The organism is Haloferax sp. Atlit-48N (assembly GCF_003383015.2).
Lineage (GTDB): Archaea > Halobacteriota > Halobacteria > Halobacteriales > Haloferacaceae > Haloferax > Haloferax volcanii.
Genome location: NZ_CP137693.1, coordinates 214,385 through 236,413 on the forward strand (window position 1 = coordinate 214,385; position 22,029 = coordinate 236,413).

At 66.1% G+C, this 22,029-nt stretch carries 17 protein-coding genes; 7 read left to right on the forward strand and 10 right to left on the reverse strand.

Features of this window, described 5'->3' with window-relative positions; all coding sequences use genetic code 11:
- Positions 1 to 12: 12 nt before the first annotated feature.
- Positions 13 to 888 (reverse strand): pentonolactonase XacC, encoded by an 876-nt coding sequence (gene xacC, locus DEQ67_RS18850; protein WP_115891577.1) that lies wholly within the window; start codon positions 886 to 888, stop codon positions 13 to 15.
- A gap of 143 nt (positions 889 to 1,031) precedes the next feature.
- Complete coding sequence (locus DEQ67_RS18855; protein WP_004061776.1) at positions 1,032 to 1,793, reverse strand: SDR family oxidoreductase; 762 nt, start codon at positions 1,791 to 1,793, stop codon at positions 1,032 to 1,034.
- A 99-nt stretch (positions 1,794 to 1,892) separates the two neighbouring features.
- On the opposite strand from DEQ67_RS18855, the gene DEQ67_RS18860 reads away from it, so the two are divergent.
- The 6 genes from DEQ67_RS18860 (at position 1,893) to xacK (ending at position 8,554) form a co-directional block, all read left to right on the forward strand.
- Positions 1,893 to 2,657 carry an L-arabinose 1-dehydrogenase gene (locus tag DEQ67_RS18860; RefSeq protein WP_004041122.1) on the forward strand — a complete coding sequence of 255 codons (765 nt, stop codon included), beginning with the start codon at positions 1,893 to 1,895 and terminating at the stop codon, positions 2,655 to 2,657.
- Between the two features lie 319 nt (positions 2,658 to 2,976).
- Complete coding sequence (locus tag DEQ67_RS18865; RefSeq protein WP_115891576.1) at positions 2,977 to 4,293, forward strand: ABC transporter substrate-binding protein; 1,317 nt, start codon at positions 2,977 to 2,979, stop codon at positions 4,291 to 4,293.
- 54 nt (positions 4,294 to 4,347) lie between these two features.
- Complete coding sequence (gene xacH / locus DEQ67_RS18870) at positions 4,348 to 5,301, forward strand: xylose/arabinose ABC transporter permease XacH (protein WP_115891575.1); 954 nt, start codon at positions 4,348 to 4,350, stop codon at positions 5,299 to 5,301.
- A 2-nt stretch (positions 5,302 to 5,303) separates the two neighbouring features.
- On the forward strand, positions 5,304 to 6,233 hold the full coding sequence (xacI, locus tag DEQ67_RS18875; RefSeq protein ID WP_004061770.1) for a xylose/arabinose ABC transporter permease XacI: 930 nt from the start codon (positions 5,304 to 5,306) through the stop codon (positions 6,231 to 6,233).
- A 3-nt stretch (positions 6,234 to 6,236) separates the two neighbouring features.
- Positions 6,237 to 7,400, forward strand: coding sequence for a xylose/arabinose ABC transporter ATP-binding protein XacJ (xacJ, locus tag DEQ67_RS18880; RefSeq protein ID WP_115891574.1), 1,164 nt, complete (start codon positions 6,237 to 6,239; stop codon positions 7,398 to 7,400).
- A gap of 2 nt (positions 7,401 to 7,402) precedes the next feature.
- The gene (xacK, locus tag DEQ67_RS18885; protein WP_049896013.1) at positions 7,403 to 8,554 is read left to right on the forward strand and encodes a xylose/arabinose ABC transporter ATP-binding protein XacK; all 1,152 of its coding nucleotides are present in this window, start codon (positions 7,403 to 7,405) and stop codon (positions 8,552 to 8,554) included.
- Positions 8,555 to 8,815: 261 nt separating this feature from the next.
- On the opposite strand, the gene DEQ67_RS18890 is transcribed toward xacK, so the two are convergent.
- Positions 8,816 to 10,054, reverse strand: a complete 1,239-nt coding sequence (locus DEQ67_RS18890) for a xylonate dehydratase (RefSeq protein ID WP_115891573.1) — start codon at positions 10,052 to 10,054, stop codon at positions 8,816 to 8,818.
- A gap of 156 nt (positions 10,055 to 10,210) precedes the next feature.
- Here DEQ67_RS18890 and DEQ67_RS18895 point away from each other — a divergent pair, with 156 nt between their 5' ends.
- Positions 10,211 to 11,659: a 2,5-dioxovalerate dehydrogenase gene (locus DEQ67_RS18895; RefSeq protein ID WP_115861463.1), complete on the forward strand. Its 1,449-nt coding sequence runs from the start codon at positions 10,211 to 10,213 to the stop codon at positions 11,657 to 11,659.
- Between the two features lie 321 nt (positions 11,660 to 11,980).
- On the opposite strand, the gene xacR is transcribed toward DEQ67_RS18895, so the two are convergent.
- From xacR to DEQ67_RS18930, 7 genes are all read right to left on the reverse strand, one after another.
- Positions 11,981 to 12,736, reverse strand: coding sequence for an HTH-type transcriptional regulator XacR (gene xacR / locus DEQ67_RS18900; protein ID WP_004041114.1), 756 nt, complete (start codon positions 12,734 to 12,736; stop codon positions 11,981 to 11,983).
- Between the two features lie 657 nt (positions 12,737 to 13,393).
- A complete protein-coding gene (locus tag DEQ67_RS18905) occupies positions 13,394 to 15,232 on the reverse strand; it encodes an IucA/IucC family protein (RefSeq protein ID WP_115861465.1) in 1,839 nt (612 codons plus the stop codon).
- Positions 15,233 to 15,240: 8 nt separating this feature from the next.
- A complete protein-coding gene (locus DEQ67_RS18910; protein ID WP_115861467.1) occupies positions 15,241 to 16,614 on the reverse strand; it encodes a lysine N(6)-hydroxylase/L-ornithine N(5)-oxygenase family protein in 1,374 nt (457 codons plus the stop codon).
- Positions 16,611 to 17,252, reverse strand: coding sequence for a GNAT family N-acetyltransferase (locus tag DEQ67_RS18915; protein WP_115803585.1), 642 nt, complete (start codon positions 17,250 to 17,252; stop codon positions 16,611 to 16,613). The genes DEQ67_RS18910 and DEQ67_RS18915 overlap by 4 nt, the downstream gene beginning before the upstream one ends.
- Complete coding sequence (locus DEQ67_RS18920; protein WP_115803584.1) at positions 17,249 to 19,030, reverse strand: IucA/IucC family protein; 1,782 nt, start codon at positions 19,028 to 19,030, stop codon at positions 17,249 to 17,251. Before DEQ67_RS18920 ends, DEQ67_RS18915 begins: the two co-directional genes overlap by 4 nt.
- A complete protein-coding gene (locus DEQ67_RS18925; RefSeq protein WP_115861473.1) occupies positions 19,027 to 20,598 on the reverse strand; it encodes a pyridoxal phosphate-dependent decarboxylase family protein in 1,572 nt (523 codons plus the stop codon). The genes DEQ67_RS18920 and DEQ67_RS18925 overlap by 4 nt, the downstream gene beginning before the upstream one ends.
- Positions 20,595 to 21,968, reverse strand: a complete 1,374-nt coding sequence (locus tag DEQ67_RS18930) for a diaminobutyrate--2-oxoglutarate transaminase (protein WP_004061752.1) — start codon at positions 21,966 to 21,968, stop codon at positions 20,595 to 20,597. Before DEQ67_RS18930 ends, DEQ67_RS18925 begins: the two co-directional genes overlap by 4 nt.
- Positions 21,969 to 22,029: the final 61 nt, after the last annotated feature.

Below are 22,029 nucleotides of genomic sequence, written 5' to 3' on the forward strand. Positions count from 1 at the left end.
GTCCGTTTCGACTCACCCCAACCGAACGTCGGAGCGGAACTCGGGCCGCCCGGTCGCCGCCACGTCGAGGCGGAACAGCGCGCCCGCAGCGTCGCCGGTGCTCTCGTCGCCCTCGCCAGCGCTTCCGTCCCCGTCGCCGCCGGCGGTCGTCACGTAGAGCGAATCGAGGTCCGGCCCGCCGAAGGCGACGCTCGTCACCTTCTCCGTCGGCACGTCGAACCGGCCGAGTTCGGTGCCGTCGGCGTCGTACTCGACCACACAGCCGCCCTCCCAGCGGGCCGACCAGATGTGCCCCGCCGAATCGACCGTCATCCCGTCCGGTAGCCCCGGCGTCTCCGGCGATTCGACGAACCGCTCGCGGGCCGAGACGGCTCCCGTCTCTTCGTCGTAGGCGTACCGATAGACGGTGCTCGCCTCGGTTTCCGTGAAGTAGAACCGCTCGCGGTCGCGGGTGAATCCCATCCCGTTGGGGATTCCGACGCCGGTTTCGACCGTCGTCACCGTTCCGTCGGTGTCGAGGCGGAACAGCCGCCCGCCCGCCGTATCTGACGGCATCGTCCCGCAGAACACCCGCCCGGCGGGGTCGGCGATGACGTCGTTGAACCGGGTCGGTGAGTCGACGATTCGCGCGCTTTCCCGGAGGTCGCCGTCGACGACGCGCCCGACGCGACCGCGGTCCATGAACGCTAGGAGCGACCCGTCGCGCTGTATCGTCACGCCGGCGATGACCGACGTTTCGACCGGACAGTCGTGCGCTCCGGTCTCGGGGTCGTAGCGGTGGAGTCGCCCGGATTCGATGTCTACCCAGTACAGCCGCTTCTCGTCGGGGTGCCAGACCGGACCCTCGCCGAGTCGGCACGACGTGTCGACCACTCTCGTGACGGTCATGGGCACCCGTTCGGAACCGACCGCAAAATACGCTTCCCTCGGGTTCGGGGCGCGGCACGTCGACACTGCGCCGCCGTGCTGCTACGCCACCGCGCCCCGTGTCGCCGTGCCGTCGCACCCCCGAACCCCCACACTCCCGGTGCTCAGAAGTGCGAGAGCTTGTCGCGTCGGTAGAGGTCGAGCGACAGCACCGTGTTCGGTGACCGCTGGCGGACCGCGTAGGCGATGGCGTCGGCCACCTCTATCGCCTCCGTCACTTCGCCCTCCTCGAACGACGCTTCGAGCGTCTCGCCGCTCTCGGAGCCGAACTCGGTCCGAACCTCGGTCGGATTGACGCAGGTCACGCCGACGTTCTCCTCGCCGACGGCCCCTTGGAGGCTCGACGCGAACCCGCGGACCCACCACTTCGTCGCGGCGTACACCGGGTTGTGCGGCCGCGGGTGGTTCCCCGACATGCTCCCGAGGAAGACGAGGTTGCCCTCGGACGCTTCGAGGTGCGGAAGCGCCTCCCTGGCCGTGTAGAACATCCCGTCGACGTTGACGCCGGTCATCAGGCGGTACTCCTCGTCGGTCAGCTCCGCGACCGGCTTGTCGATGCCGAGGCCGGCGTTGCAGACGACGATGTCGAGCGAGCCGAACCGCTCGACGGTCGCGTCGACGAGCGCCCGGACCGCGTCGGGGTCGGTCACGTCCGTCGGCACGACGCTCACGGCGGCGTCCGTGGCGTCACGAATCTCGTCAGCGAGCGATTCCAGTCGTTCGACTCTGCGGGCGGCGAGACACACGTCCGCGCCGTCCTCGGCGAGCACGCGCGCGGTCGCCGCTCCGATTCCCGAACTCGCACCCGTGACGAGCGCCGTCCGGCCGTCGAGCGGGTCTTCCAAGGCGGTTGGTCGGTCGACCATACGCCGTGATTGTGACCCTGCCGCATACGTGTTTCCCCACGGGAATCTGGCGACGGACGCTTGGAACACGTTTATTAGACTTCCGTCGATTGTCATCGTATGGCACGTATTGCGGTCACCGGAGCGGCTGGTAACGTCGGGAGAGTCACGGTCGAAGCGCTGGCGTCGGACCACGACGTGACGCCCATCACGCATCGCGAGCGCGAGGGACTCGACAGCGTCATCCTCGACGTGCGCGACGAAGACGCGCTGACCGAGGCGTTCGAGGGCCACGACATCGTCGTCCACCTCGCGGCCAACCCGAACCCCGACGCGGCGTGGGACAGCGTCTACGAGGTCAACATCGGCGGCACGTACAACGTCTACGAGGCGGCGCTGGCGGCCGATATCGACCGACTCGTCTTCGCCAGCACGAACCACGTCCACCAGATGTACAACATCGCGGACGCGACCCGACCGGAGACGCTGGCGGCCGACGCCGAGGCGGTCGGCGTGTCGGACCCGCCGCGCCCCGACTCGTACTACGGCGTGAGCAAGGTGTTCGGTGAGGCGCTTGGCAACTACTACGCGGACCGACACGGACTGGAAGTGCTCAATCTCCGCATCGGATGGCTCCTGACGGCCGACGAGGTCCGCGAGAAGATGGACGAAGAGGAGTCGGTCGCGCGCTACGTCCGCGCGATGTGGCTCAGCCCCGGCGACTGCGAACAGGGGATGCGCCGGGCCGTCGAGGCGTCGCTTCCCGATTCGCCGCTCGCGGTCAACCTCATCTCGGCGAACGACGACCGATATCTCTCGCTCACGGAGACGATGCGCGCCATCGGCTACCGCCCGCGAGACAACTCGGCGACCGTCGTGGAGTGAGCGAGCGGGGCGGTGGCTGAGCGACCGTGGAGTGACGTTCGTCGATGCCGACGCACCGCTACTGCGAGTCGGTGTCGCGGGCGACGACGCACGACCCCGAACGGCGTCTCGTTCGCCTCTCGAAGGAGCGTTCAGGTTCTCGCGCGGTAGTTTTCGGGGCGAATCCATCGCGAAGCGCGTTGCTGGGACCCACCGTTTTTATATCATCATCTGCTATCCACAACTTATATGTGTGGGTAGATAACATGGGTACTACATGGTCGAGCATGACAGTAGCGATGAAAGTGTAAACCGTCGAAAATATTTGAAGGCCCTGACCGTGGGTGCGGCCGCTGGTATCGCGGGGTGTACCGGCGGTGGCGGAACCGAGACGGAGAGCACCGAGAGCGGAAACGGGAACGGTTCCGGCGGTTCCACCGACGACACCGAGACGAGCGGGAGCAGTTCCGGTGGGTCGTGGGACTCGCAGCTCGAAGTGCTCCACGGGTGGGCCGGCGGCGACGGCGAGGCGGCGGTCACCGCGCTCATCGAGGCCTTCGAGGAGGAGCATCCCGAGATGGATACGAACTTCCAGGCGGTCGGCGCGAGCGCGAACGTGAACCTCAACGCGACGATTCTCCGGCGACTCGCGAACAACAACCCGATGAGTTCGTTCGCCAACTGGCCGGGCAAGAACCTCGAACGGTACTCGGGCGCGCTCATGGACCTCGAAGCCGACGTGTGGGACGCCGAAGGGTTCAAAGACACCATGCAGGCCCGCGCGGTCGAACTGTGTAAGTTCAACGACCAGATGCCGGCGGTCCCAATCGGCTCCCACCGGATGAACAACCTGTTTTACAACACCGCCGTGTTCGAGGAGGCCGGCATCGACGCGTCGAGCCTCGACAGCGTCGACGCGCTCCTCGACGCGCTCGAAGCTATCGACCAGAACACGGACGTGACGCCGATGGCGCAGGCGATGGTCGCGCCGTGGACGAATCTCCAACTCTGGGCGCAGATTCTGACGAGCCAGAGCGGCGTCGACGCGTACACGAACTTCATCGAAGGCAACCCCGACAGGGCGGCCGTCGTCGAGGCGCTCGAAGCGCTGAAGACCATCAACGAGAACTACATCACCGCCGACGCCTCGTCCATCAGCTTCACGACGGCGGGCCAGAAGGTCATCTCGGGGAACGCGGCAACCATCCATCAGGGCAACTGGGTGTACGGGATGTTCCGCGCCGACGATAGCTTCAACTACAAAGAGCAGTGGGACTGGATACCGTTCCCGGGAACGGAAAGTATCTACTTCTACCACGTCGACTCAATCGTCGCACCGAGCAACAACCCGAGCCGCGAGGAGACCATCGCGTGGCAGAAGTTCGTCGGCACGAAGGAGGCGCAAATCGCCTTCAACAACCCCAAGGGGTCGGTTCCGCTCCGCACCGACATCGACCCGAGCGAACTGACCGACTTCCTCGCGATGACCTACGAGGACCTCACCGACTCGGAGGCGTACCCGCCGACTATCGCCCACGGACTCGCCGTCACGCCCAAGACGATGGGCGCGTGTAAGACCGCCTTCGGCGACAACTTCATGGGGCCGTTCAACGTCGAAGCCACCGCCGACGCGCTCGTCGCAGCGGTCTCGGAGTGAGACCTCGGCTGAAACTTCACCCTCATTATACACAAATAAAATATAGGTATATCCATGGCTACACACGATAACACGGAGCACGTTTCTGACGCGACCGACGAGGCGGTCGGGTGGGAGTCGAAGCTCCGGTATTTCCTCAACAGCGACTTCGTCCGCTCCGCGCCGTACTGGGGAATCCCGTTCGTCCTCATGAGCATCGCCGTCTACGGTGGTATCGGCTACAACTTCGCCATCTCGTTTACGGACTACGAGGGCCTCGGGACTCCCGATTACTCCACGCTCGACTTGGAGATGTACGCACAGGCGCTGTCGAGCGACGCGTTCACCGCCGCCGCGCAGAACAATCTGGTCCTCCTCGTAGGCTTTACGACTATCTGTCTGGTGCTCGGTCTGTTCCTCGCAATCCTGTTGGACCACGGCATCCGGTTTTCCGAGAAGTTCCAGACGGTCTATCTCCTCCCGATGAGCCTCTCGTTCGTCGTCACCGCGCAACTGTGGCTCTGGATGTTCAACGTCGAAAGCGGCATCCTCAACCTCGTGGTGACGACACTCGGGTTCAATCCGGTGGACTGGTTGGGGAATCCATCAATCGCGCTCGGCGCGGTGATATTCGCCCTCATCTGGCAGTTCAGCGGGTACACGATGGTCGTCTACCTCGCGGGGCTCCAGTCGATTCCCGACGACCAGTTCGAGGCGGCCCGCGTCGACGGCGCGAGCATCACTCGGACCTACCTCCGCATCATCGTCCCGCAACTGAAGGAGGCGTCCGTCAGCGCGGCCGTCGTGCTGATGGTGTTCGCGCTGAAGGCCTTCACCTTCCTGTACGCCCTCGTCGGTCGCTACCGCCCGCCGAACGGGACGGACATCCTGGCGACGCTCATGGTTCGCCGCGCGTTCAAGTTCGGTGAGTGGGCCTACTCGGCCGCCATCGCGACCATGCTTCTCATCATGGCGCTCGGCGTCATCGGACCGTACCTCTACTACCAGTACAAACAGGGGAGTCTCTGACCATGTCACAGTCGTCATCCACAGGCAGCTTCGACGTCGCATCGCTCGTCGAGGACGTGAACCTCCGGCGCGTCGCCCAGTACGCGCTCGTCGTGTTCTTCCTCGGGTTCTTCCTCGTCCCGCTGGAGACGGGAATCATGACCGCCATCAAGACGAACGAGTCGGTCGCTCGCTCGCTTCCCTTCGCGCCGCCGGTCGGTGAGGGTTTCACCCTCGGGAACATCCAGTTCGCTCTCGAACAGCTCTCGGGGTCGTTCTTCAACTCGCTCATCATGTCGATTCCGGCGACCATCGGGAGCGTCCTGTTCGGGAGCATGGCAGCCTACGGCCTCACGATGGTCAACTGGCGGGCGCAGATGGGTATGCTGATGCTGTTCGTCGTCGGCGTCTTCGTCCCCTATCAGGCCGTGTTGGTCCCGCTCGCGCGCTTCTGGAACAACATTTTCCCGCTCGCGCGGATGCTAGAACCGATGGTGGCGTCGATACCCTTCTTCCAGGGGTACCACGCCGAACTCGTGCCGCTCGTCATCACCCACATCGCCTACGGGATTCCCATCTGTACGATACTGTTCCGGTCGTACTACCAGAGCCTCCCGAACTCGCTCGTTGAGGCCGGGAAAATCGACGGCGCGAGCATCACGAAGATCTACCGGCGCGTCATCCTGCCCATCTCGAAGCCGATGTTCGGCGTCGTGTTCATCTACCAGTTCACGCAGATTTACAACGAGTTCCTCTTCGCGTTCACGCTCGTCACCGGGTCCGACGCGCCCGCGGCACCGGTCACGCTGGTGCTGCCCGCAATCGGGGCGTCGACCTCCGGCATCGACTTCGGTATCAGGATGTCCGCGGCGTTCCTCGCGGCGGTTCCGACGCTCATCCTGTACGTCGCGTTCGCCGAACAGTTCGCGAAGGGACTTCGCACGGAGGCCTGACCCATGGGACAGATTCAACTCACCGACCTGACGAAGCGCTTCGGCGACACGGTCGCCGTCGACGACCTCTCGCTCGACATCGACGACGAGGAGTTCCTCGTGCTCGTCGGTCCCTCGGGGTGCGGCAAATCGACGACGCTCCGGATGCTCGCCGGCTTGGAGACCCCGACCAGCGGGGACATCTACATCGGCGGGGACCACATGAACTACCGCGTCCCGCAGAACCGCGACATCGCGATGGTGTTTCAGGACTACGCGCTGTACCCCCACATGACCGTCCGGCAGAACATCCGGTTCGGACTGGAAGAAGAGGAGGGATACACGTCTGAAGAACGCGACGAGCGCGTCGTCGAGGTCGCGGAGACGCTCGGCATCGCCGACCTGCTCGACCGAAAACCCGACGAACTCTCGGGCGGCCAGCAACAGCGGGTCGCCCTCGGACGTGCTATCGTGCGCGACCCCGAGGTGTTCCTGATGGACGAACCGCTGTCCAATCTGGACGCCAAACTGCGGGCGGAGATGCGGACCGAACTCCAGAACCTGCAAGACCAACTCGCGGTCACGACCGTCTACGTCACCCACAACCAGACGGAGGCGATGACGATGGCCGACCGTATTGCCGTCATGGACGACGGCGAACTCCAGCAGGTGGCCTCGCCCTTCGAGTGCTACCACGAGCCGAACAATCTGTTCGTCGCGGAGTTCATCGGCGAGCCGATGATAAACCTCGTCCGCGGGACGCGCTCGGAGTCGACGTTCGTCGGCGAGCATTTCTCGTACCCGCTCGACGCGGACGTGCTGGAGTCCGTCGGCGACCGCGAGGACCTCGTCTTGGGGATTCGCCCGGAAGACATCGAGGTCGTTGACGCGACCACCGACGACACCGCCGACGACGCCGCGCTCGGCGACCACGAACTCCGGATGGACGTGACCGTCGTGGAGCCCCACGGCGACCAGAACGTCCTCCACCTCTCGCACCCGGACCAGCCCTCCGCCGACGACGCCCTGCAAGCGGTCACGGAGGGGATGCATCTCGTCACGCGGGGCGACCGCGTCACGGTGACGATTCCGCCGGACAAGATTCACCTGTTCGACGCGGAGACCGGAACCGCGGTGCACAACCGACGTCACGACCAGGAAGCCGACTTCACACAACTCGAACAGTAGCCATGGCACGATTGACACTCGACGACGTAACGAAGGTGTACACCGACGAGGGCGGCGGCGATATCGTCGCCGTCGAAGAGATATCGCTCGATATCGACGACGGGGAGTTCCTCGTGCTCGTCGGCCCCTCGGGCTGCGGCAAATCCACGACGCTCCGGATGATGGCGGGGCTCGAAACCGTCACCGAGGGCGAACTCAGACTCGAAGACCGCGTCCTCAACGGCGTGTCCGCGCAGGACCGGGACATCGCGATGGTGTTCCAGTCGTACGCGCTGTACCCGCACAAGAGCGTCCGCGGGAACATGTCGTTCGGCCTCGAAGAGTCGACCGACCTGCCGGACGACGAGATACGCCAGCGGGTCGAGGAGACGACCGACATGCTCGGCATCAGCGACCTGCTCGACCGCAAGCCCGGACAGCTTTCGGGCGGCCAGCAACAACGGGTCGCCCTCGGACGCGCAATCGTGCGCGACCCCGAAGTGTTCCTGATGGACGAGCCGTTGTCCAATCTGGACGCCAAACTGCGGGCGGAGATGCGGACCGAACTCCAGCGCCTGCAAGGCGAACTCGGCGTGACGACCGTCTACGTCACCCACGACCAGACCGAGGCGATGACGATGGGCGACCGCGTCGCCGTCCTCGACGACGGCGAACTCCAGCAGGTCGGCACGCCGCTGGACTGTTATCACCGGCCGAACAACCTGTTCGTCGCGGGCTTCATCGGCGAGCCGTCGATGAATCTCTTCGACGGGTCGCTTTCGGGCGACACCTTCCGCGGCGACGGCTTCGACTACCCGCTTTCGGGGGCGACCAGAGACCAACTCGGCGGCGCGAGCGGCCTCACGCTCGGCATCCGACCCGAGGACGTTACCGTTGGCGAGCGGCGCTCCGGCCAGCGCACCTTCGACGCCGAAGTCGTCGTCGTCGAGCCGCAGGGGAACGAGAACGCCGTCCACCTGCGATTCGTCGACGGGGACGAGGGGACCCAGTTCACCGCGACCACCACCGGACAGTCGAGAGTCGAAGCGGGCGACTGCACGACCGTCTCGTTCCCCGAAGACGCGATTCACCTGTTCGACGGGGAGACCGGCGACGCGCTGAAGAACCGAGAGCTCCCGTCGAACCGCGCCATCGACGCGTTCGTCTCGAACTGACCGGTCACCGCGGTTTCCTTTTCGTCCGCGGTTCGCGCGCCGCTGTCAGCCGTCAGGTTATCTGCCGTCAGCGTCGCGACTGCAACCGCGAGTCGCGTCGCTCCGGTCTCGAACTCAAGCGAGTGAAAACGCGGCCGCGGCGGACGCGCCGCGGGGCGAGAGATGCTCACGGTTCTCGCCCGCGGTGGTGCGTCCGGGTTATGGGTGTGGTATGTCAGGCTGTCGCGGCCGCTGTGGGACAGTCTCGCTCTCGGCGTCGGGTTACTCCTCGTCGAAGAGCGTCTCCCCTTCGACCATGTGTGCTTCGACGGCGTCGAGGTCGAGCGTCAGCCCGAGGCCGGGCTTTTCGGGAATCTCCATGCGACCCTCCTGAATCAGGTCGTCCTCCTCGACGAGGTCCTCCCACCAGCCGAGCTGGTAGGAGTGGTATTCGAGGGCCAGCGAGTTCGGGATGGCCGCGGCGACCTGCGCGGAGGCCATCGTCCCGATGGGCGACGAGACGTTGTGCATCGCCACGGGGATGTAGTACATGTCCGCGAGGTCGGCAATCTTCCGCGTCTCGCGCATGCCGCCGACGCGAGGCAGGTCGGGCGCGATGATATCCACCGCCTGCGGTTCGAGCAGCGTCCGCTGGCCGAACTTCCGGTAGACGTTCTCACCGACCGCGATGGGCGTCGTCGTGGACTGCGTCACGAGCTTCTGCACGTCGTGGTTCTCCGGCGGCACGGGGTCTTCGAGCCACCACACGTCGTAGTCTTCCAGCTCGGACGCGAGGCGCTTGGCGCTCCCGCCGGTAAAGGACCAGTGGCAGTCGAACGCCACGTCCGCGCGGTCGCCGACGGCCTCGGTGACGGCCTCGACGATTTCGACCTTGTGGTCGATTTCGGGGTTTCGGAGGTGGCGGTTCGCGCGGTCCTTCTCGTGGCCCGAGGGCACGTCGAGGTCGAACTTGATGGCGTCGTAGCCGAGCTCCTCGACCACGCGGACGCCCTCCTCGGCGCAGGCCTGCGGGTTGGCCTCGTCTTCGGTGTGGAGGTCGCAGTAGACGCGCACCTCGTCGCGGTACTTCCCGCCGACGAGCTGGTAGGCGGGCACGTCGAGGAGCTTTCCGGCGACGTCGTGGAGCGCGATTTCGATGCCCGAGATGGCGGAGATGACCTTGCCCGAGACGGAGCCCTCGCCGGACATCTTCTGGACGAGATGCTCGTACAGGCGGTCGATGTCGAGGGGGTTCTCGCCGACGAGGAACGGCTTCATCCGCTCGATGATGGCGGTGTCGCCGCCGCCCCAGTAGGCCTCGCCGGTACCGACGACGCCCGCGTCGGTGTAGACGCGGACGAGAATCCACGGGTAGTTCCCGTCGACCATCGTCGTCTGTACGTCCGTGATTTCGGCGTCGCGGACGCCACCTCGCGGATTCGTGATGTCCATCGTCTCCGCGGACAGGTCGCGCATCGTGTACTCCGCGTTCGGGTCGCTAAGCTTCGCTTGCTCAACCATTGCGCACGTATATCTCGAAAGCCACTACAAAAGTGTGTGGGTCGGTAGTCCGTCGCTCACCCCGACGCGCGCTCCCGAACTCGCCCCGTCGTCGACAGCCAACAAATAGTGACAGCTTCGCAAGAGTTGTATGTCGGAAGACAGAACGTGTACCCGATGACGGACCCTAGTAAAAACTACGTCAACGGTGAGTGGGTGACCTCGGAGACCGGAGAGACGACCGAGGTGACGAACCCCGCGAACCCGAGCGAAGTGGTCGCGGCGTATCAGCACTCGAACGAGAACGACGCCGCGGCGGCCGTCGACGCCGCCGTCGCGGCGGAAGACGAGTGGCGAAACACGCCCGGCCCCGAGCGCGGGCGCATCCTCCGCGAGGCGGGGACGCTCCTCGCCCAGCGGAAGGACGAACTGACGGAGATTCTCATCGCCGAGGAGGGGAAGGCGCGGCCCGAAGCGGCGGGCGAGGTACAGCGCGCCATCGACATCTTCCACTACTTCTCGTCGAAGGCCGCCGACCTCGGCGGCACGAAGAAGGGTGCGAGCGGGCCGAACACGAACCTCTACACGCGACAGGAGCCGGTGGGTGTCGCGGCGCTCATCACGCCGTGGAACTACCCGATTGCGATTCCGGCGTGGAAGCTCGCCCCGGCGCTCGCCGCCGGCAACACCGTCGTCCTCAAACCCGCCTCCATCGCGCCCGGCGTCGTCATCGAAATCGCCCGCGCGCTCGACGAGGCCGGCCTCCCGGACGGCGTCCTCAACGTCGTCACCGGACCCGGTAGCTCGGTCGGCAGCGAGTTCATCGGCAACGAGGGCACGGACCTCGTCTCCTTCACCGGCAGCAGTCAAGTCGGTGAGATGGTGTACGAGCAGGCCACAGACGCCGGCAAGCGCGTCCAGACCGAACTCGGCGGGAAGAACCCGACGCTCGTCGCGGACTCCGCGGACCCCGCCGAAGCCGCCGACATCGTCGCCAACGGCGGGTTCGGAACCACCGGCCAGTCGTGTACGGCCTGTTCCCGCGCCATCGTCCACGAGGACGTGTACGACGACTTCGTCGCCGAGCTCGTCGACCGCGCGGAGTCCCTCGACGTCGGCCCCGGTACCGACCACGAGATGGGCCCGCAGGTCAGCGAGTCCGAACTCTCCTCGACGCTCGAATACATCGACATCGCCGAGGCCGAGGGCGCGACGCTCGTCGCCGGCGGCGGCGTCCCCGAGGGCGAGGCAGTCGAGACGGGTCATTTCGTCGAGCCGACGGTGTTCACCGACGTGGACCCCGACATGCGCATCGCACAGGAGGAGGTCTTCGGCCCGGTCGTCGCCGTCATCGAAGTGAGTGACTTCGACGAGGGGCTGGCGGTCGCGAACGACGTCGACTACGGCCTGTCGGCCAGTATCGTCACCGACGACCACACCGAGGCGAACCGCTTCGTCGACGAGGTCGAAGCCGGCGTGGTGAAGGTCAACGACAAGACGACCGGCCTCGAACTCCACGTCCCCTTCGGCGGGTTCAAGCGCTCCTCGTCCGAGACGTGGCGCGAGCAGGGCGACGCCGGTCTCGACTTCTACACCATCGAAAAGACCGTCTACGACAGCTACTGAGCGTCCCGCCCGGTCGCCGACGGCGACCGTCTGCCATCACCTCGTTATTTTGCTCCCTCTTCTCTTCTCCTCTCCTCTCCTCTCCTCTCTTCTCCTCTCCTCTCCTCTTTCGTGTCCCACCCCCGCCGATGCTGTTGTTCCGGCTCGACACCTTTCTATTCTCTATATCAGAATAGAGTGGACGGAACTATTGTCGTGAAAATTACAAGCGTACTCGTGTAATTGTCTATCGTCGTCGTCCGTCGGGAACTACGTCAATACGGTCCTGCGTCGATGATTCGTGCGGAGCTGCTACTGTTCCGAGATAGCGAACGAGGGGCGTCAGTAGTTGATGTTGAGTTCGACGACGTTCGCCGCGCTCAGGACGCGTTCGGGAAGCGCCCCGTGGAGGTCTTCGTCGCTGACGCGGCTAGCCGGAGCGGAGACGCTGATGGCCCCGAGCACCTCGCCGGACGAGGATTTGATGGGTGCGGCGAGACAGCGCAGCCCTTCGAGACGCTCGCCGTCGTCGATGGCGTAGCCTCGCTCGCGAACTCCTTCGAGCACCTGAAACAGCTCTTGCCGCGTGCCGATGCTCTTCGGCGTCTTCTGTTCGAGTCCGTGACGCTCGATTATCTCGTCCACCCGCGACTCCGGGAGGTTCGCGAGAATCGCCTTCCCGAGCGCCGTCGTGTGTAGGTTCGTCCGAAGGCCCGCGTAGGTGTCGAGGTCCACGGCGTCGTCGCCTTTCGCTCGCATCAGGTAGACGCCCATCCCCTGTTCTTCGACGAGGAGGTTGGCGAGTTCGCCCGTGTCGGCGGCGAGCGATTTGACCTCTGGCTCGGCAACCTGATACACTTCCATCGACTTCCGACTGTGGCCGCCGACTTCGAGAAACTTCAACCCGACGCGGTAGTCGTCGCCGTCCTTGAGGACGTACCCGTGTTTCTGGAGCGTCGTCAGGTGGTTGTGGACCGCGCTCTTTCCCATGTCGAGGTCGCCGGCCAGTTCCGTGACCCCGCAGGGTCCTTTCTGCATCAACTCCTCGACGAGCGCCAGCGTCTTTTCCGTGGTTCGTACCGGATGTTTGGCGTCCATGATTATTCGTTATCAAGTATCTGAATAAGTGTTCTGGTCGGGAGAACGAGGCGCTGTGAACGCGGACTGTCGTTGAGGCGGGACCGCGGATGCTCTCGCAGCAGACACCTGTTTCGCCACCGACCCCTTCGTCTCGGTGGACTGGCCGGCCGCCTCCCGTTGTCGGCAGTCTCTCGAACAGGGGTTTCATCACGACCGCCACTGTCCGTCCCTCGACTATCTCTCTTTCCTCAGCGGTTTTTCTTTTGAACCACAATATTGGGGGCGGTGAACTTCCGTTCCCATCTCATCACCGCTCGTCTCTCGCCTTTACTTTTCTTCCACCTCTCCGTCGAAACAACATCCAGTGTTGTTCGAATATTCTTGAAAATCCGGATTAACGCCCTTTGAGTCCTGATCGATGTCTTCCCTGTCGTGTCTGTGACTGCTGGTTTCGTCTCGTAGCGTTGGCAGCGACTGGCAAGTGTAGACGCTTCCTCCTGCTGTTGTCGTGCAATTAATGCGCACTACCATGTTGGTGTCTTTGACCCATCGTTCAGTTCCCGGCCCTCGCTCGTCGTGACTCGTAGTCGAGGACGAACGGTTGGCTCCACGGTGGTGACTCGGCATCGGGGAGCGCCGTCGGCGGAGCCGACGTTTCGAGGCCCGCTCAGCGGGTCAGTCGTCCGCCGTGCCCGTCTGACTCGCGCCGTCCGGTCGCTCGTCCGCGACTTCGTAGAGCGCGTTCGTCACCGTTCCGTGTTCGGAAGCGTGCGGACGACCGGGGGAGTCGTCGTAGCCGTAGTCGAAGATGCGGTTCCGGTTGAGACTGAGCTTCGTGAACTCCGGTCGGAGCAGGTCGAACAGGTCGAACCGCGATTGGAGTTCGGGGAACTGCGCTTGATAGTCGAGAACCGCGCGTCGCGCGTGCGTCCAGAACTCCCGTTCGGGGTACGACTCGTGTTCTTCGAGCACGTCGGCGACGTACCGGAGGACGCAGACGAACAGCCCGGAGAAGATAAACTGACAGAGCCCTTCGGGCGGCTCTTTCCGAAGCACGTCGTGCACGTCGTCGGGGAGCGATTCCAACTCCGGGAGCGACTGGTCGCTCACGTTCACGTCGTCCGCGAAGTCCTTGACCGCGAGTCGCGTGGGGACGCCGTCTTCGACGACGAGGATGGTGTTTTGGCCGTGCGGGGAGAACACCGTTCCGTAGCGATAGAGGAAGTGCAGGAGCGGCGGCAAGACGGTGTCGAAGAACTCGCCCAGCCACTCGTCGAGGCTGAGCCCCGACTGTTCGACCAGCCGCGAGACGAAGGGTTCGCCCGCACCGTCGACGTGCATCAGCGACGAGAGCGTCATCGCCCGTTCGTCGTCTTCGAGGAACGTGTAGATGGACTCCCGCCAGACCGCGCCCAGCAGTTCGTGGTACTGGTACGGCGACCCGTCGATGTCGGTGAAGTCCGCGTGGTCGTAGTTGAGCCCGGCAATCTCGCCGGGGAGAATCAACCCCTGTTCTTGGAGGAAGTCGTCTCGCTCGTAGATGCCTTTGATGTACTCCGTGACCGTCGGCGCGAGTTCGGTCCGCTCGCCGGGAAGCCCCCGCCAGACGAGCGTGTTGAGAATCCGCATCGGAACTTTCACGTGGTGTTTCTCGGCGTCGTCGACGTTGACGAAGGTCCGGACCGACTGTTGCGGGAGGTACTCGTCCGGCCCGTCACCGAGCGGGACGATATCGCCGGCCGCGATGTGGTCGGGAAACAGCGGGACGACGGTGTGTTCCCACTGCCAGTCGTGCACCGGCATGAAGAAGTAGGCGTCCGGGTCGTACCCCTTCGCGTCGAGGCGGCTTCGGAAGCGCTCGTAGTGATCACCGAGTTCGCCGCTGACGAGCGAGTCGTGGTCGACCCCTTCGGCTCCGACGAACGTCGCGTGCTCCTTGCGGACCGCCGCCCACGAGAGCGTCACCGGCGCTTTGCGCTCGGGCGCGTACCGCTTGTAGTCGTCGTAGCCCCAGCCGAGTCGCCCCTTGTTGTACGTAATCCACGGGTGGCCCTCCATCTCGCCTTCGAGACGGGCGTAGTCGAGGTCCGTCGGGTCGAAGCCCCCCCGGTCCCGCTTTCGCGACTCGATGTGGGCGTCCGCGAGCAGCGTCCGCTTGTACTCGCGGACGAGGTTCCCCTCGGTCAGGCCGTCGAGGTCGGTCGTCTCTCCGAGGTCGCGAAGCAGTCGAAGGGGGTCACGGAGCGACTCCCACGTCCCGTCGGCCCGCCGCTCGACCGTGTCGCCGTAGACGTGGAGGCTGTCCATCAGCCGGTCGGCGGCCTCGAACCGGTAGCTCACCTCGCCGAGGTCGAACCGGTAGCCGTGGCGGTCGTCGCCGGCGTCGGCTTTCCGCGGCTCGATTATCTCCTCGTAGGCGAACTCTTCGAGCATCTTCGTCAGGAGGCGGCGTTCGACCGTCTCCCAGACGTCTGCGTCCAGTGCGTCCCGTAGCGTGCTGTCGTTCGGATTCATGGGTATCGTCAGTCGTTCTGCGTCGGCGTGGGTGGTGTCTCGCTCCCGCCCGCGCGGGTCGCGTTCGGTGCGTGTTCGAGGAACTGCGCCACCGAGAAGTCCTGAAAGACCGTGTCGACGTCGTCGGGATAGACCTCGCGGCCGACGAGTCGGTTGACGAACTTCGCGTTCCGGTAGCAACCGAGGCCGAGGTCCGGGACCCCGACGCCGTGGGTGTGGACCTCGGCGTTCTGGAGGAACACGTCACCCGGCGCGTCGACCGCGAGCCGGTGGTCTTCGGTCACGCCGAACCGGCCCTGTTCGTCCCAGTCGATGGCGTCTTCCAGCGGTTCGAGGAACGCTGGAATCGGTCGCTCGTAGCCCGTCCCGAGAATCACGACCTCGCTCTCGTGGACGAACGACTCCTCGGCCTGCCACTGGTGACAGTCGAGGGCGTACGCGTCGTTGACGGCCTCGATGTCGCGGACTTCGGTCATCGCAAACAGCCCCACGTCGGGGTCGCGGCCGCCGACGGAGCGCCGGTAGAGCAGGTCGTAAATCTCGGCGCTCGTCTCCGGGTCGATGCCCTTGTACAGCAGGTCCTGATTCGGGATGAGGTCGTCTTTCACCGCCTGCGGCAGGTCGTAGACGTACCGCTCGTACTCGGGGGTGAAGTGCTGGAGACCGAGTTTCGAGTACTCCATGGGGAAAAACCCGTCAGAGCGAGTCAGCCAATCGAGCCGGTAGCCGTGGTCGGGCTGGCGCTCCAGGAGGTCCTGAAACACCTCGGCGGCGCTCTGCCCGGACCCGACGACGGTGACCGTGTCCGCCTCCACGACGCGCTCGCGGTTGTGCCGATACCGCGCCGTGTGGAACACGTCTTCGGTCGGGTGTCCACGGAGGTGTTCGGGGACGTGCGGCCGGGAGCCGATGCCGAGCGCGAGGTTCTCGGCGCGGTACTCGAAGCGGTCGCCGGTGTCCGGATTCCGCGCGGTGACCGCGTACCACTCCTCGCGGTCGTCCCAGCGAACCTCGGTCACTTCGCGTTCGAACCGGCAGGCGTCGAGTCGGTCGGCCACCCACCGGAGGTAGTCGTTGTACTCCCGCCGGGGAATCTGGAACGTCTCGTAGAAGTAGAACTCGTAGACGCGGCCGGTCTCCCGCAGGTAGTTGAGGTAGCTGTGGGGGCTCGTCGGGTCGGCCAGCGTCACGAGGTCCGCGAGGAACGGTACTTCCAGCGTCGTCCCCTCGATGAGCATCCCCTCGTGCCACGCGAACTCGGCGTCCCGTTCGAGGAACGCCGCGTCCACGTCCTCGGGCGCGCCGTCGAGCAGGGCCGCCAGCCCGAGGTTGAACGGGCCGAGACCGATTCCGACCACGTCGCGGACGCGGGGCTCGCTCATCGACCCACCTCCGCCTCCGCATTCTCGGCCACCGTGTCGAAGAACCGGTCGCGCTCGCAGTGCATCAACAGCGCCTCCTTGTCGGGGAGGTCGATGCGCCCCTGCGGCTCGTAGCCGCATCGCTCGAAGACGTGGATGACCCGCTCGTTTCGCACGTCCGGTTCGCTGACGACGCGAGTCGCGTCGGTCGCGCGGAACTGAAACGCCGTCATCGCTCGCAAGAGCGGTATCGAGTGGCCGTGTCCGAGATACTCCGGCGGCCCGATGAGCAGGTGGATGCCCCGGTCTTCGGGGGCGGCGTCGTAGCACTCTGCGACGACGTCGTCGGCCGCGCGGTACGTCTCCCAGTAGCTCATCGGCGTGTGGTCGAGCAGGCCGACGTACGGCGTGAGATGGTCGTCGGCCAACTTCTCGTCGAGTTTCGCCCGAAACGCCGGCTTCGGAAGGTCGAGTTGCCAGTACGGCTTCACGTGGTCCGAGCCGAGCCACGCGTGAAGGCGGTCGACGTCCAGCGCCGGGTCGACTTCCGCGAAGGCGATGGTCCGGTCGATGGTCTCGTCGCGGACGCGATACGCGTATTCGCGGCCGGCGTCGGCAGTCGCCGCGTTCGCGGTCGCGGTCGCCGGTGCGTCGGTCATGGCGCTGGCACCTCCAGTTCCGTGACGAGCGGGTTGTCGATGTCGGCGTACACCGACTGGTTCGCCAGCGACCCCTCCAGTTCGTCCATGTCGTGGAACCGCGTGAGCAGGTTCGCCTTGCACGGAATCGTCGGGTTGGTGAGGAGGTCGTCGAGCAGCGACGACGACGGCCGGTCGTACTCACGGAGCGATTCGAGTTCGTCGCGGAGGACGCCAAGGAGGCGTCGCTCGTCCACCAGTCCGGCCGTGCCGAAGGCGTTGACGAGGCCGAAGGCGTTGTTGATGACGACGTAGTACCGGATGCGCTCGTCGGCGACGGCGTCCGGACAGACCGTGTCGGCGCGCTCGCCGATGCCGGGCAGGAGCGCGTCCACCTCGTCGTACATCGACTCGGGGAGGTAGTAGCCCTGATTGTCGCGGTAGCGGAACGTCTCGGGGTAGCCGCCGTCGAGGGTCAGCACGCTGTTTTGCTGGTGGGCCTCGACGCCCAGCCCGCGTTCGAGATACAGCCACAGCACCGGTCGAACCGACAGTTCGAGATACTGTCTGAACCAGTCTTCTGCGACCGCCGGAGTGGCCCGTCCCTCGTGGTCGGCGATGCCCTCCACGAGCGTCGCCAGCCGCGACGACCCGTCGTCGAGGTGGTCCTGACAGAGGCCGACCACGGGCGTCGCGTTCGCCGCCGCGTTGCCGCGGAAGGGATTCTCGCGCAGGACCGTCTCGAAGCCGGACTCGCCGTCGCCGAGGTCGACCGTCAGATACGCCGGGTCGCGGACGACGTCGAACGCCGGGAACCGGGATTCGAGGTCGCCGCCGAGTTCGGTGTCCAGCAGTTCGGTGATGGCGACGCCGCGCTCCAGTTCCGGGAGCTTGTTCGTCCGCTCGGAGTTGGTGATTTTGACGTTCAGCGACCCCTTGACCATGAACGGCGCGTCCGGGGCGTACAGCGTCCGTACCGACGAGGTAGGGTAGAACTCCCGGCCGACTTGGCCGACGTATTCGAGGCCGTCGCCGAGGTGCGCTTGCACCTCGGGTTGCGAGCGGAGGTAGTCCGCCTGCCACGGGTGGACGGGAAGCAGCACCTCGTCGCCCTCGACGTGTTCGGTGACGAACGACTCGGGGACCGAGTCGTCCGCGCGGAGGGTCGACTTGACCCACTCGGCCGCCGACTCCTCGCGAGTGGAGTCCTGCGAGACGAACTCGGGGTCGGCGCTGAAGTACGCCAGCGGGAACGACCCGCGGAGTTCGGGCGCGTAGGCCCGCGACTCGTGAGCCGGGATACCCTGTCTGCTCTTGGGCGTCGGGTGGAGCGGGTGGCCGAAGACGAGCGACTGCTCGGCGTCGCGGAAGGAGGTGTCGAAGCCGTACAGTCGCTCCTCGTCGCCGCGCCGGGCCTCGACGAACCGCTCGATGTTCTGGCAGCTCTTGACGACCCGCAGGAGCAGTTCGTCGGCCGCGCCGGTGTCGTCGCGGTCGAGTCTGAGTTCGCTCGTGACGAGCGTCACGAGCACGGTGTAGTCGAGGGGGAACGTCTCGCCATCGGGAAGCCGGTAGACGCCGGGCAGGTCGAACTGGTGGCGACCCGTCGGCGACCGGTACGAAAGCGGGACGTAGAGGTCCACGCCCTGCTGAGAGAGCGGCGCGTGGACGACTACCTCGGCGTCCGCCTCGACCGGCACGTCCCCGGCTGGGACGACGGCGTAGTCCCCGGTCTCCCGGAGGTAGCAGTTCAGGAAGCTGTGTATCGTCGCTGACTCGGCTGTGTCGTTCGGATTCATGCGTGTCGGTCGTCGGTCGTCGGTTCGAGAGCGGTTCCGCGGTCCGAAATCTCGCGCAGGAGGTCTCGGAGGTCCTCGCGCGTCGTTCGGGGGTTCAGGAGCGTCAGCTTCAGACACGTCTCGCCGTCGACGGTGGTGCGGGCCACCACGGCCTCGCCGTCGTCGAGGAGGGAGTCGCGGATGGCCTCGTTCAGGTCGTCGGCGCTCGGGCCGTTGACCGGGCCGTCGGCCGGGCCGCCGCCGTCTCGTCCGTGGTCGGGGACGTACCGGAACACGACGACGTTCAGGTCGGAATCGTGGACGAGCCGCAGGTCGGGGTCGGCCTCGATGAGCCTCGCGGCGTCGGCGGCGAGGTCGATGGTGTACTCGACCATCGACGCCAGCCCCTCGCGGCCGAGCGCCTGCATCGTCACGAACGGTTTGAGCGCGTCGAATCGCCGGGTGGTCTGGACCGACTTCGAGACGAGGTTCGGCACGCCCGCGTCGTCGTCGCGCACGGGGTTCAGATAGGCCGCGTTGCGGTCGATGAGGTCGTACGCCGACGCGTCGCGGACGAGCACCGCGCCGCAGCTAATCGGTTGGTAGAACAGCTTGTGGAAGTCGACCGCGACGGAGTCCGCGGCCTCGATGCCGGCGAGTTTGTCGGCGTGGTCGTCGCTCAGGGCGAGCGCTCCGCCCCACGCGGCGTCGACGTGGTACCAGCAGTCGAGTTCGGCCGCGCGCTCGGCCAGCGGGCCTAACGGGTCGATGCTTCCGAAGTCCGTCGTTCCGGCGGTGGCGACGATTGCGAACGGGCGTTTCCCGCGCTCGCGGAGGTCCGCCACCGCCTCGTCGAACGCCGCCATCGACAGGCAGCGGTCGTCGTCGGTCGGGACGGTGACGACGGCGTTCTCACCGAGGCCGAGGTGCGAGGCCGCCTGCGTGGCGGTGAAGTGGGCGTCGGCCGAACAGAGGATGCGCAGGTCCCGCGCCTCCGGTGGCAGCCCCTCGCGCTGGACGTCGACGCCGTACTCCTCCAAAACGACCTTGTTGCGGGCGAGGAGCAGGCCGACGAAGTTCGACTGCGTGCCGCCGCTCGTGAACACGCCGTCGCCGTCCTCGTAGCCGAACAGGTCGCACAGCTCCCCGACGAACCGCCGTTCGAGCTGCGTCGCGGCGGGGCTCTGGTCCCACGAGTCCATCGATTGGTTCGTCGCCGTCAGGAGCGCTTCGGCCGCGAGCGCCGGAATCGTCGGCGGACACTGGAGGTGCGCGATGCAGGTCGGGTCGGAGACGCCGACCGAGTTTCGCAGAATCGGCTCGGTGCGGTCGAGCGCCGCGGCCACGCCGTCGCCCTCGTGGGGCAGCATCTCGAACCGGGCGAGCGCGTCGTCGACTTCTTCGGGCGTCGCCCCCGAGTACGGCGTCGCCTCCGCGGCGAACTCGTCGAGGACGAGGTCGCACGCCCGCCGCATCGCGTCGCGGTAACGCGCCCGGTCGTCGTCGTCGCCGCTCAGGAACCACTTCGCGGCGTCCGGTCGCGGGTCGCGGCGCTCGCCGGCGCCGTCGACATCGCCGACGCCGTTCATGCGGCGACCTCCCGGCGGCCGTCGGCGTCCTCGATTGCGGCCTCGACGGCGTCCGCGAAGATGCTCCCGACGGCGTCCACGTCGCTCGGACTGACGACGAGCGGCGGGAGGAACCGGACGACGCTCCCGTGGCGGCCGCCGAGTTCGACGATGAGGCCGCGGTCGAAACACGCCTCGCGGACGGCGTCAGCGAGGTCCGGATTCGCCGGGTAGCGCCCGCAGGCGTCGGATTCACCCGCGGGGTCGACGAGTTCGACGCCGAGCATCAGCCCGCGACCGCGCACGTCTCCGACGGCGTCGTGGGCGCGTTCGGTCGCGTCGAGGTGGCCGCGGAGCCGCTCGCCCATGCGCGCGGCGTGGTCGTCGAGGTCGTGTTCGAGGACGTGTTCGATGGTGGCGATACCGGCGGCCATCGCCAGCTGGTTTCCCCGGAAGGTGCCGGCGTGCGCGCCCGGCTCCCAGACGTCGAGCGACTCGTCGTAGACGACGACCGAAAGCGGGAGCGACCCGCCGATGGCCTTCGAGAGCGTGACCGCGTCCGGGACGATGTCGGCGTGCTCGAAGGCGTACAGTTCGCCGGTCCGGCCGAGACCGGTCTGAATCTCGTCGACGACCAGCGGGATGTCGCGTTCGCGGGTCATCCGCCGCATCTCGCGGGTCCAGTCGTCGGGCGCGGGAATCGCGCCGCCCTCGCCCTGCACGAGTTCGACCACCATCCCCGCGGGCTCGGTGATGCCGCTTTCGGGGTCGTCGAGGGTGCGCTCGACGTACCGGGCGGCGAGTTCGTGGCACTCGTCGCCGCCGACGCCGAACGGACACCGATACTCGTACGGATACGGAAGGTGGTGTACGTCGGGCATCAGACCGGGCACGTCCTCCTTCGGGTCGGTGTCGCCCATCAGGCTCAGCGCGCCGTTGGTCATGCCGTGGTAGCCGCCCTGAAACCCGAGAACGCTCCGGTTGCCCGTCGCGGTTTTGACGAGTTTGAGCGCGGCCTCGACGGCGTCGGTCCCGGCGGGGCTACAAAACTGCACCCGCGCGCTGTCAGCGAACTCGTCGGGGAGGCTGTCGAACAGCGTGTCGACGAACCGCTCCTTGACGGGCGTCGTGATGTCGAGGGTGTGGAGCGGGCGGTCCTCCGCGAGGACGCGTTCCATCGCCTCGACCACTCTCGGGTGGTTGTGTCCGAGCGCGAGCGTGCCGGCCCCCGCGAGGCAGTCGTAGTACTCCTCGCCGTCCATGTCGGTGACGGTGACGCCCGAGGCCTCCCGTATCGCGTGCGGGAGGTGTCGGGGATAGGTCCGCGCGCTCGACTCGCGGGCGGCCTGCTGTTCGAGCAACGCCTCGTTGCCGGCTGCCGGGTCGGTCATCGCGCTTCCCTCCGTTGATTCGTCGTCAGTCTATCGCTGTCGAACATGCGTGTTTTAGGCC

Coding starts and splice junctions, on each gene's coding strand:
- xacH (WP_115891575.1), top strand. CDS start 4,348: ATGGCTACACACGATAACACGGAGCACGTTTCTGACGCGACCGACGAG.
- DEQ67_RS18910 (WP_115861467.1), bottom strand. CDS start 16,614: ATGAGCGAGCCCCGCGTCCGCGACGTGGTCGGAATCGGTCTCGGCCCG.
- xacK (WP_049896013.1), top strand. CDS start 7,403: ATGGCACGATTGACACTCGACGACGTAACGAAGGTGTACACCGACGAG.
- DEQ67_RS18915 (WP_115803585.1), bottom strand. CDS start 17,252: ATGACCGACGCACCGGCGACCGCGACCGCGAACGCGGCGACTGCCGAC.
- xacI (WP_004061770.1), top strand. CDS start 5,304: ATGTCACAGTCGTCATCCACAGGCAGCTTCGACGTCGCATCGCTCGTC.
- DEQ67_RS18895 (WP_115861463.1), top strand. CDS start 10,211: ATGACGGACCCTAGTAAAAACTACGTCAACGGTGAGTGGGTGACCTCG.
- xacR (WP_004041114.1), bottom strand. CDS start 12,736: ATGGACGCCAAACATCCGGTACGAACCACGGAAAAGACGCTGGCGCTC.
- DEQ67_RS18925 (WP_115861473.1), bottom strand. CDS start 20,598: ATGAACGGCGTCGGCGATGTCGACGGCGCCGGCGAGCGCCGCGACCCG.
- DEQ67_RS18920 (WP_115803584.1), bottom strand. CDS start 19,030: ATGAATCCGAACGACACAGCCGAGTCAGCGACGATACACAGCTTCCTG.
- DEQ67_RS18890 (WP_115891573.1), bottom strand. CDS start 10,054: ATGGTTGAGCAAGCGAAGCTTAGCGACCCGAACGCGGAGTACACGATG.
- DEQ67_RS18905 (WP_115861465.1), bottom strand. CDS start 15,232: ATGAATCCGAACGACAGCACGCTACGGGACGCACTGGACGCAGACGTC.
- xacC (WP_115891577.1), bottom strand. CDS start 888: ATGACCGTCACGAGAGTGGTCGACACGTCGTGCCGACTCGGCGAGGGT.
- DEQ67_RS18860 (WP_004041122.1), top strand. CDS start 1,893: ATGGCACGTATTGCGGTCACCGGAGCGGCTGGTAACGTCGGGAGAGTC.
- DEQ67_RS18855 (WP_004061776.1), bottom strand. CDS start 1,793: ATGGTCGACCGACCAACCGCCTTGGAAGACCCGCTCGACGGCCGGACG.
- DEQ67_RS18930 (WP_004061752.1), bottom strand. CDS start 21,968: ATGACCGACCCGGCAGCCGGCAACGAGGCGTTGCTCGAACAGCAGGCC.
- xacJ (WP_115891574.1), top strand. CDS start 6,237: ATGGGACAGATTCAACTCACCGACCTGACGAAGCGCTTCGGCGACACG.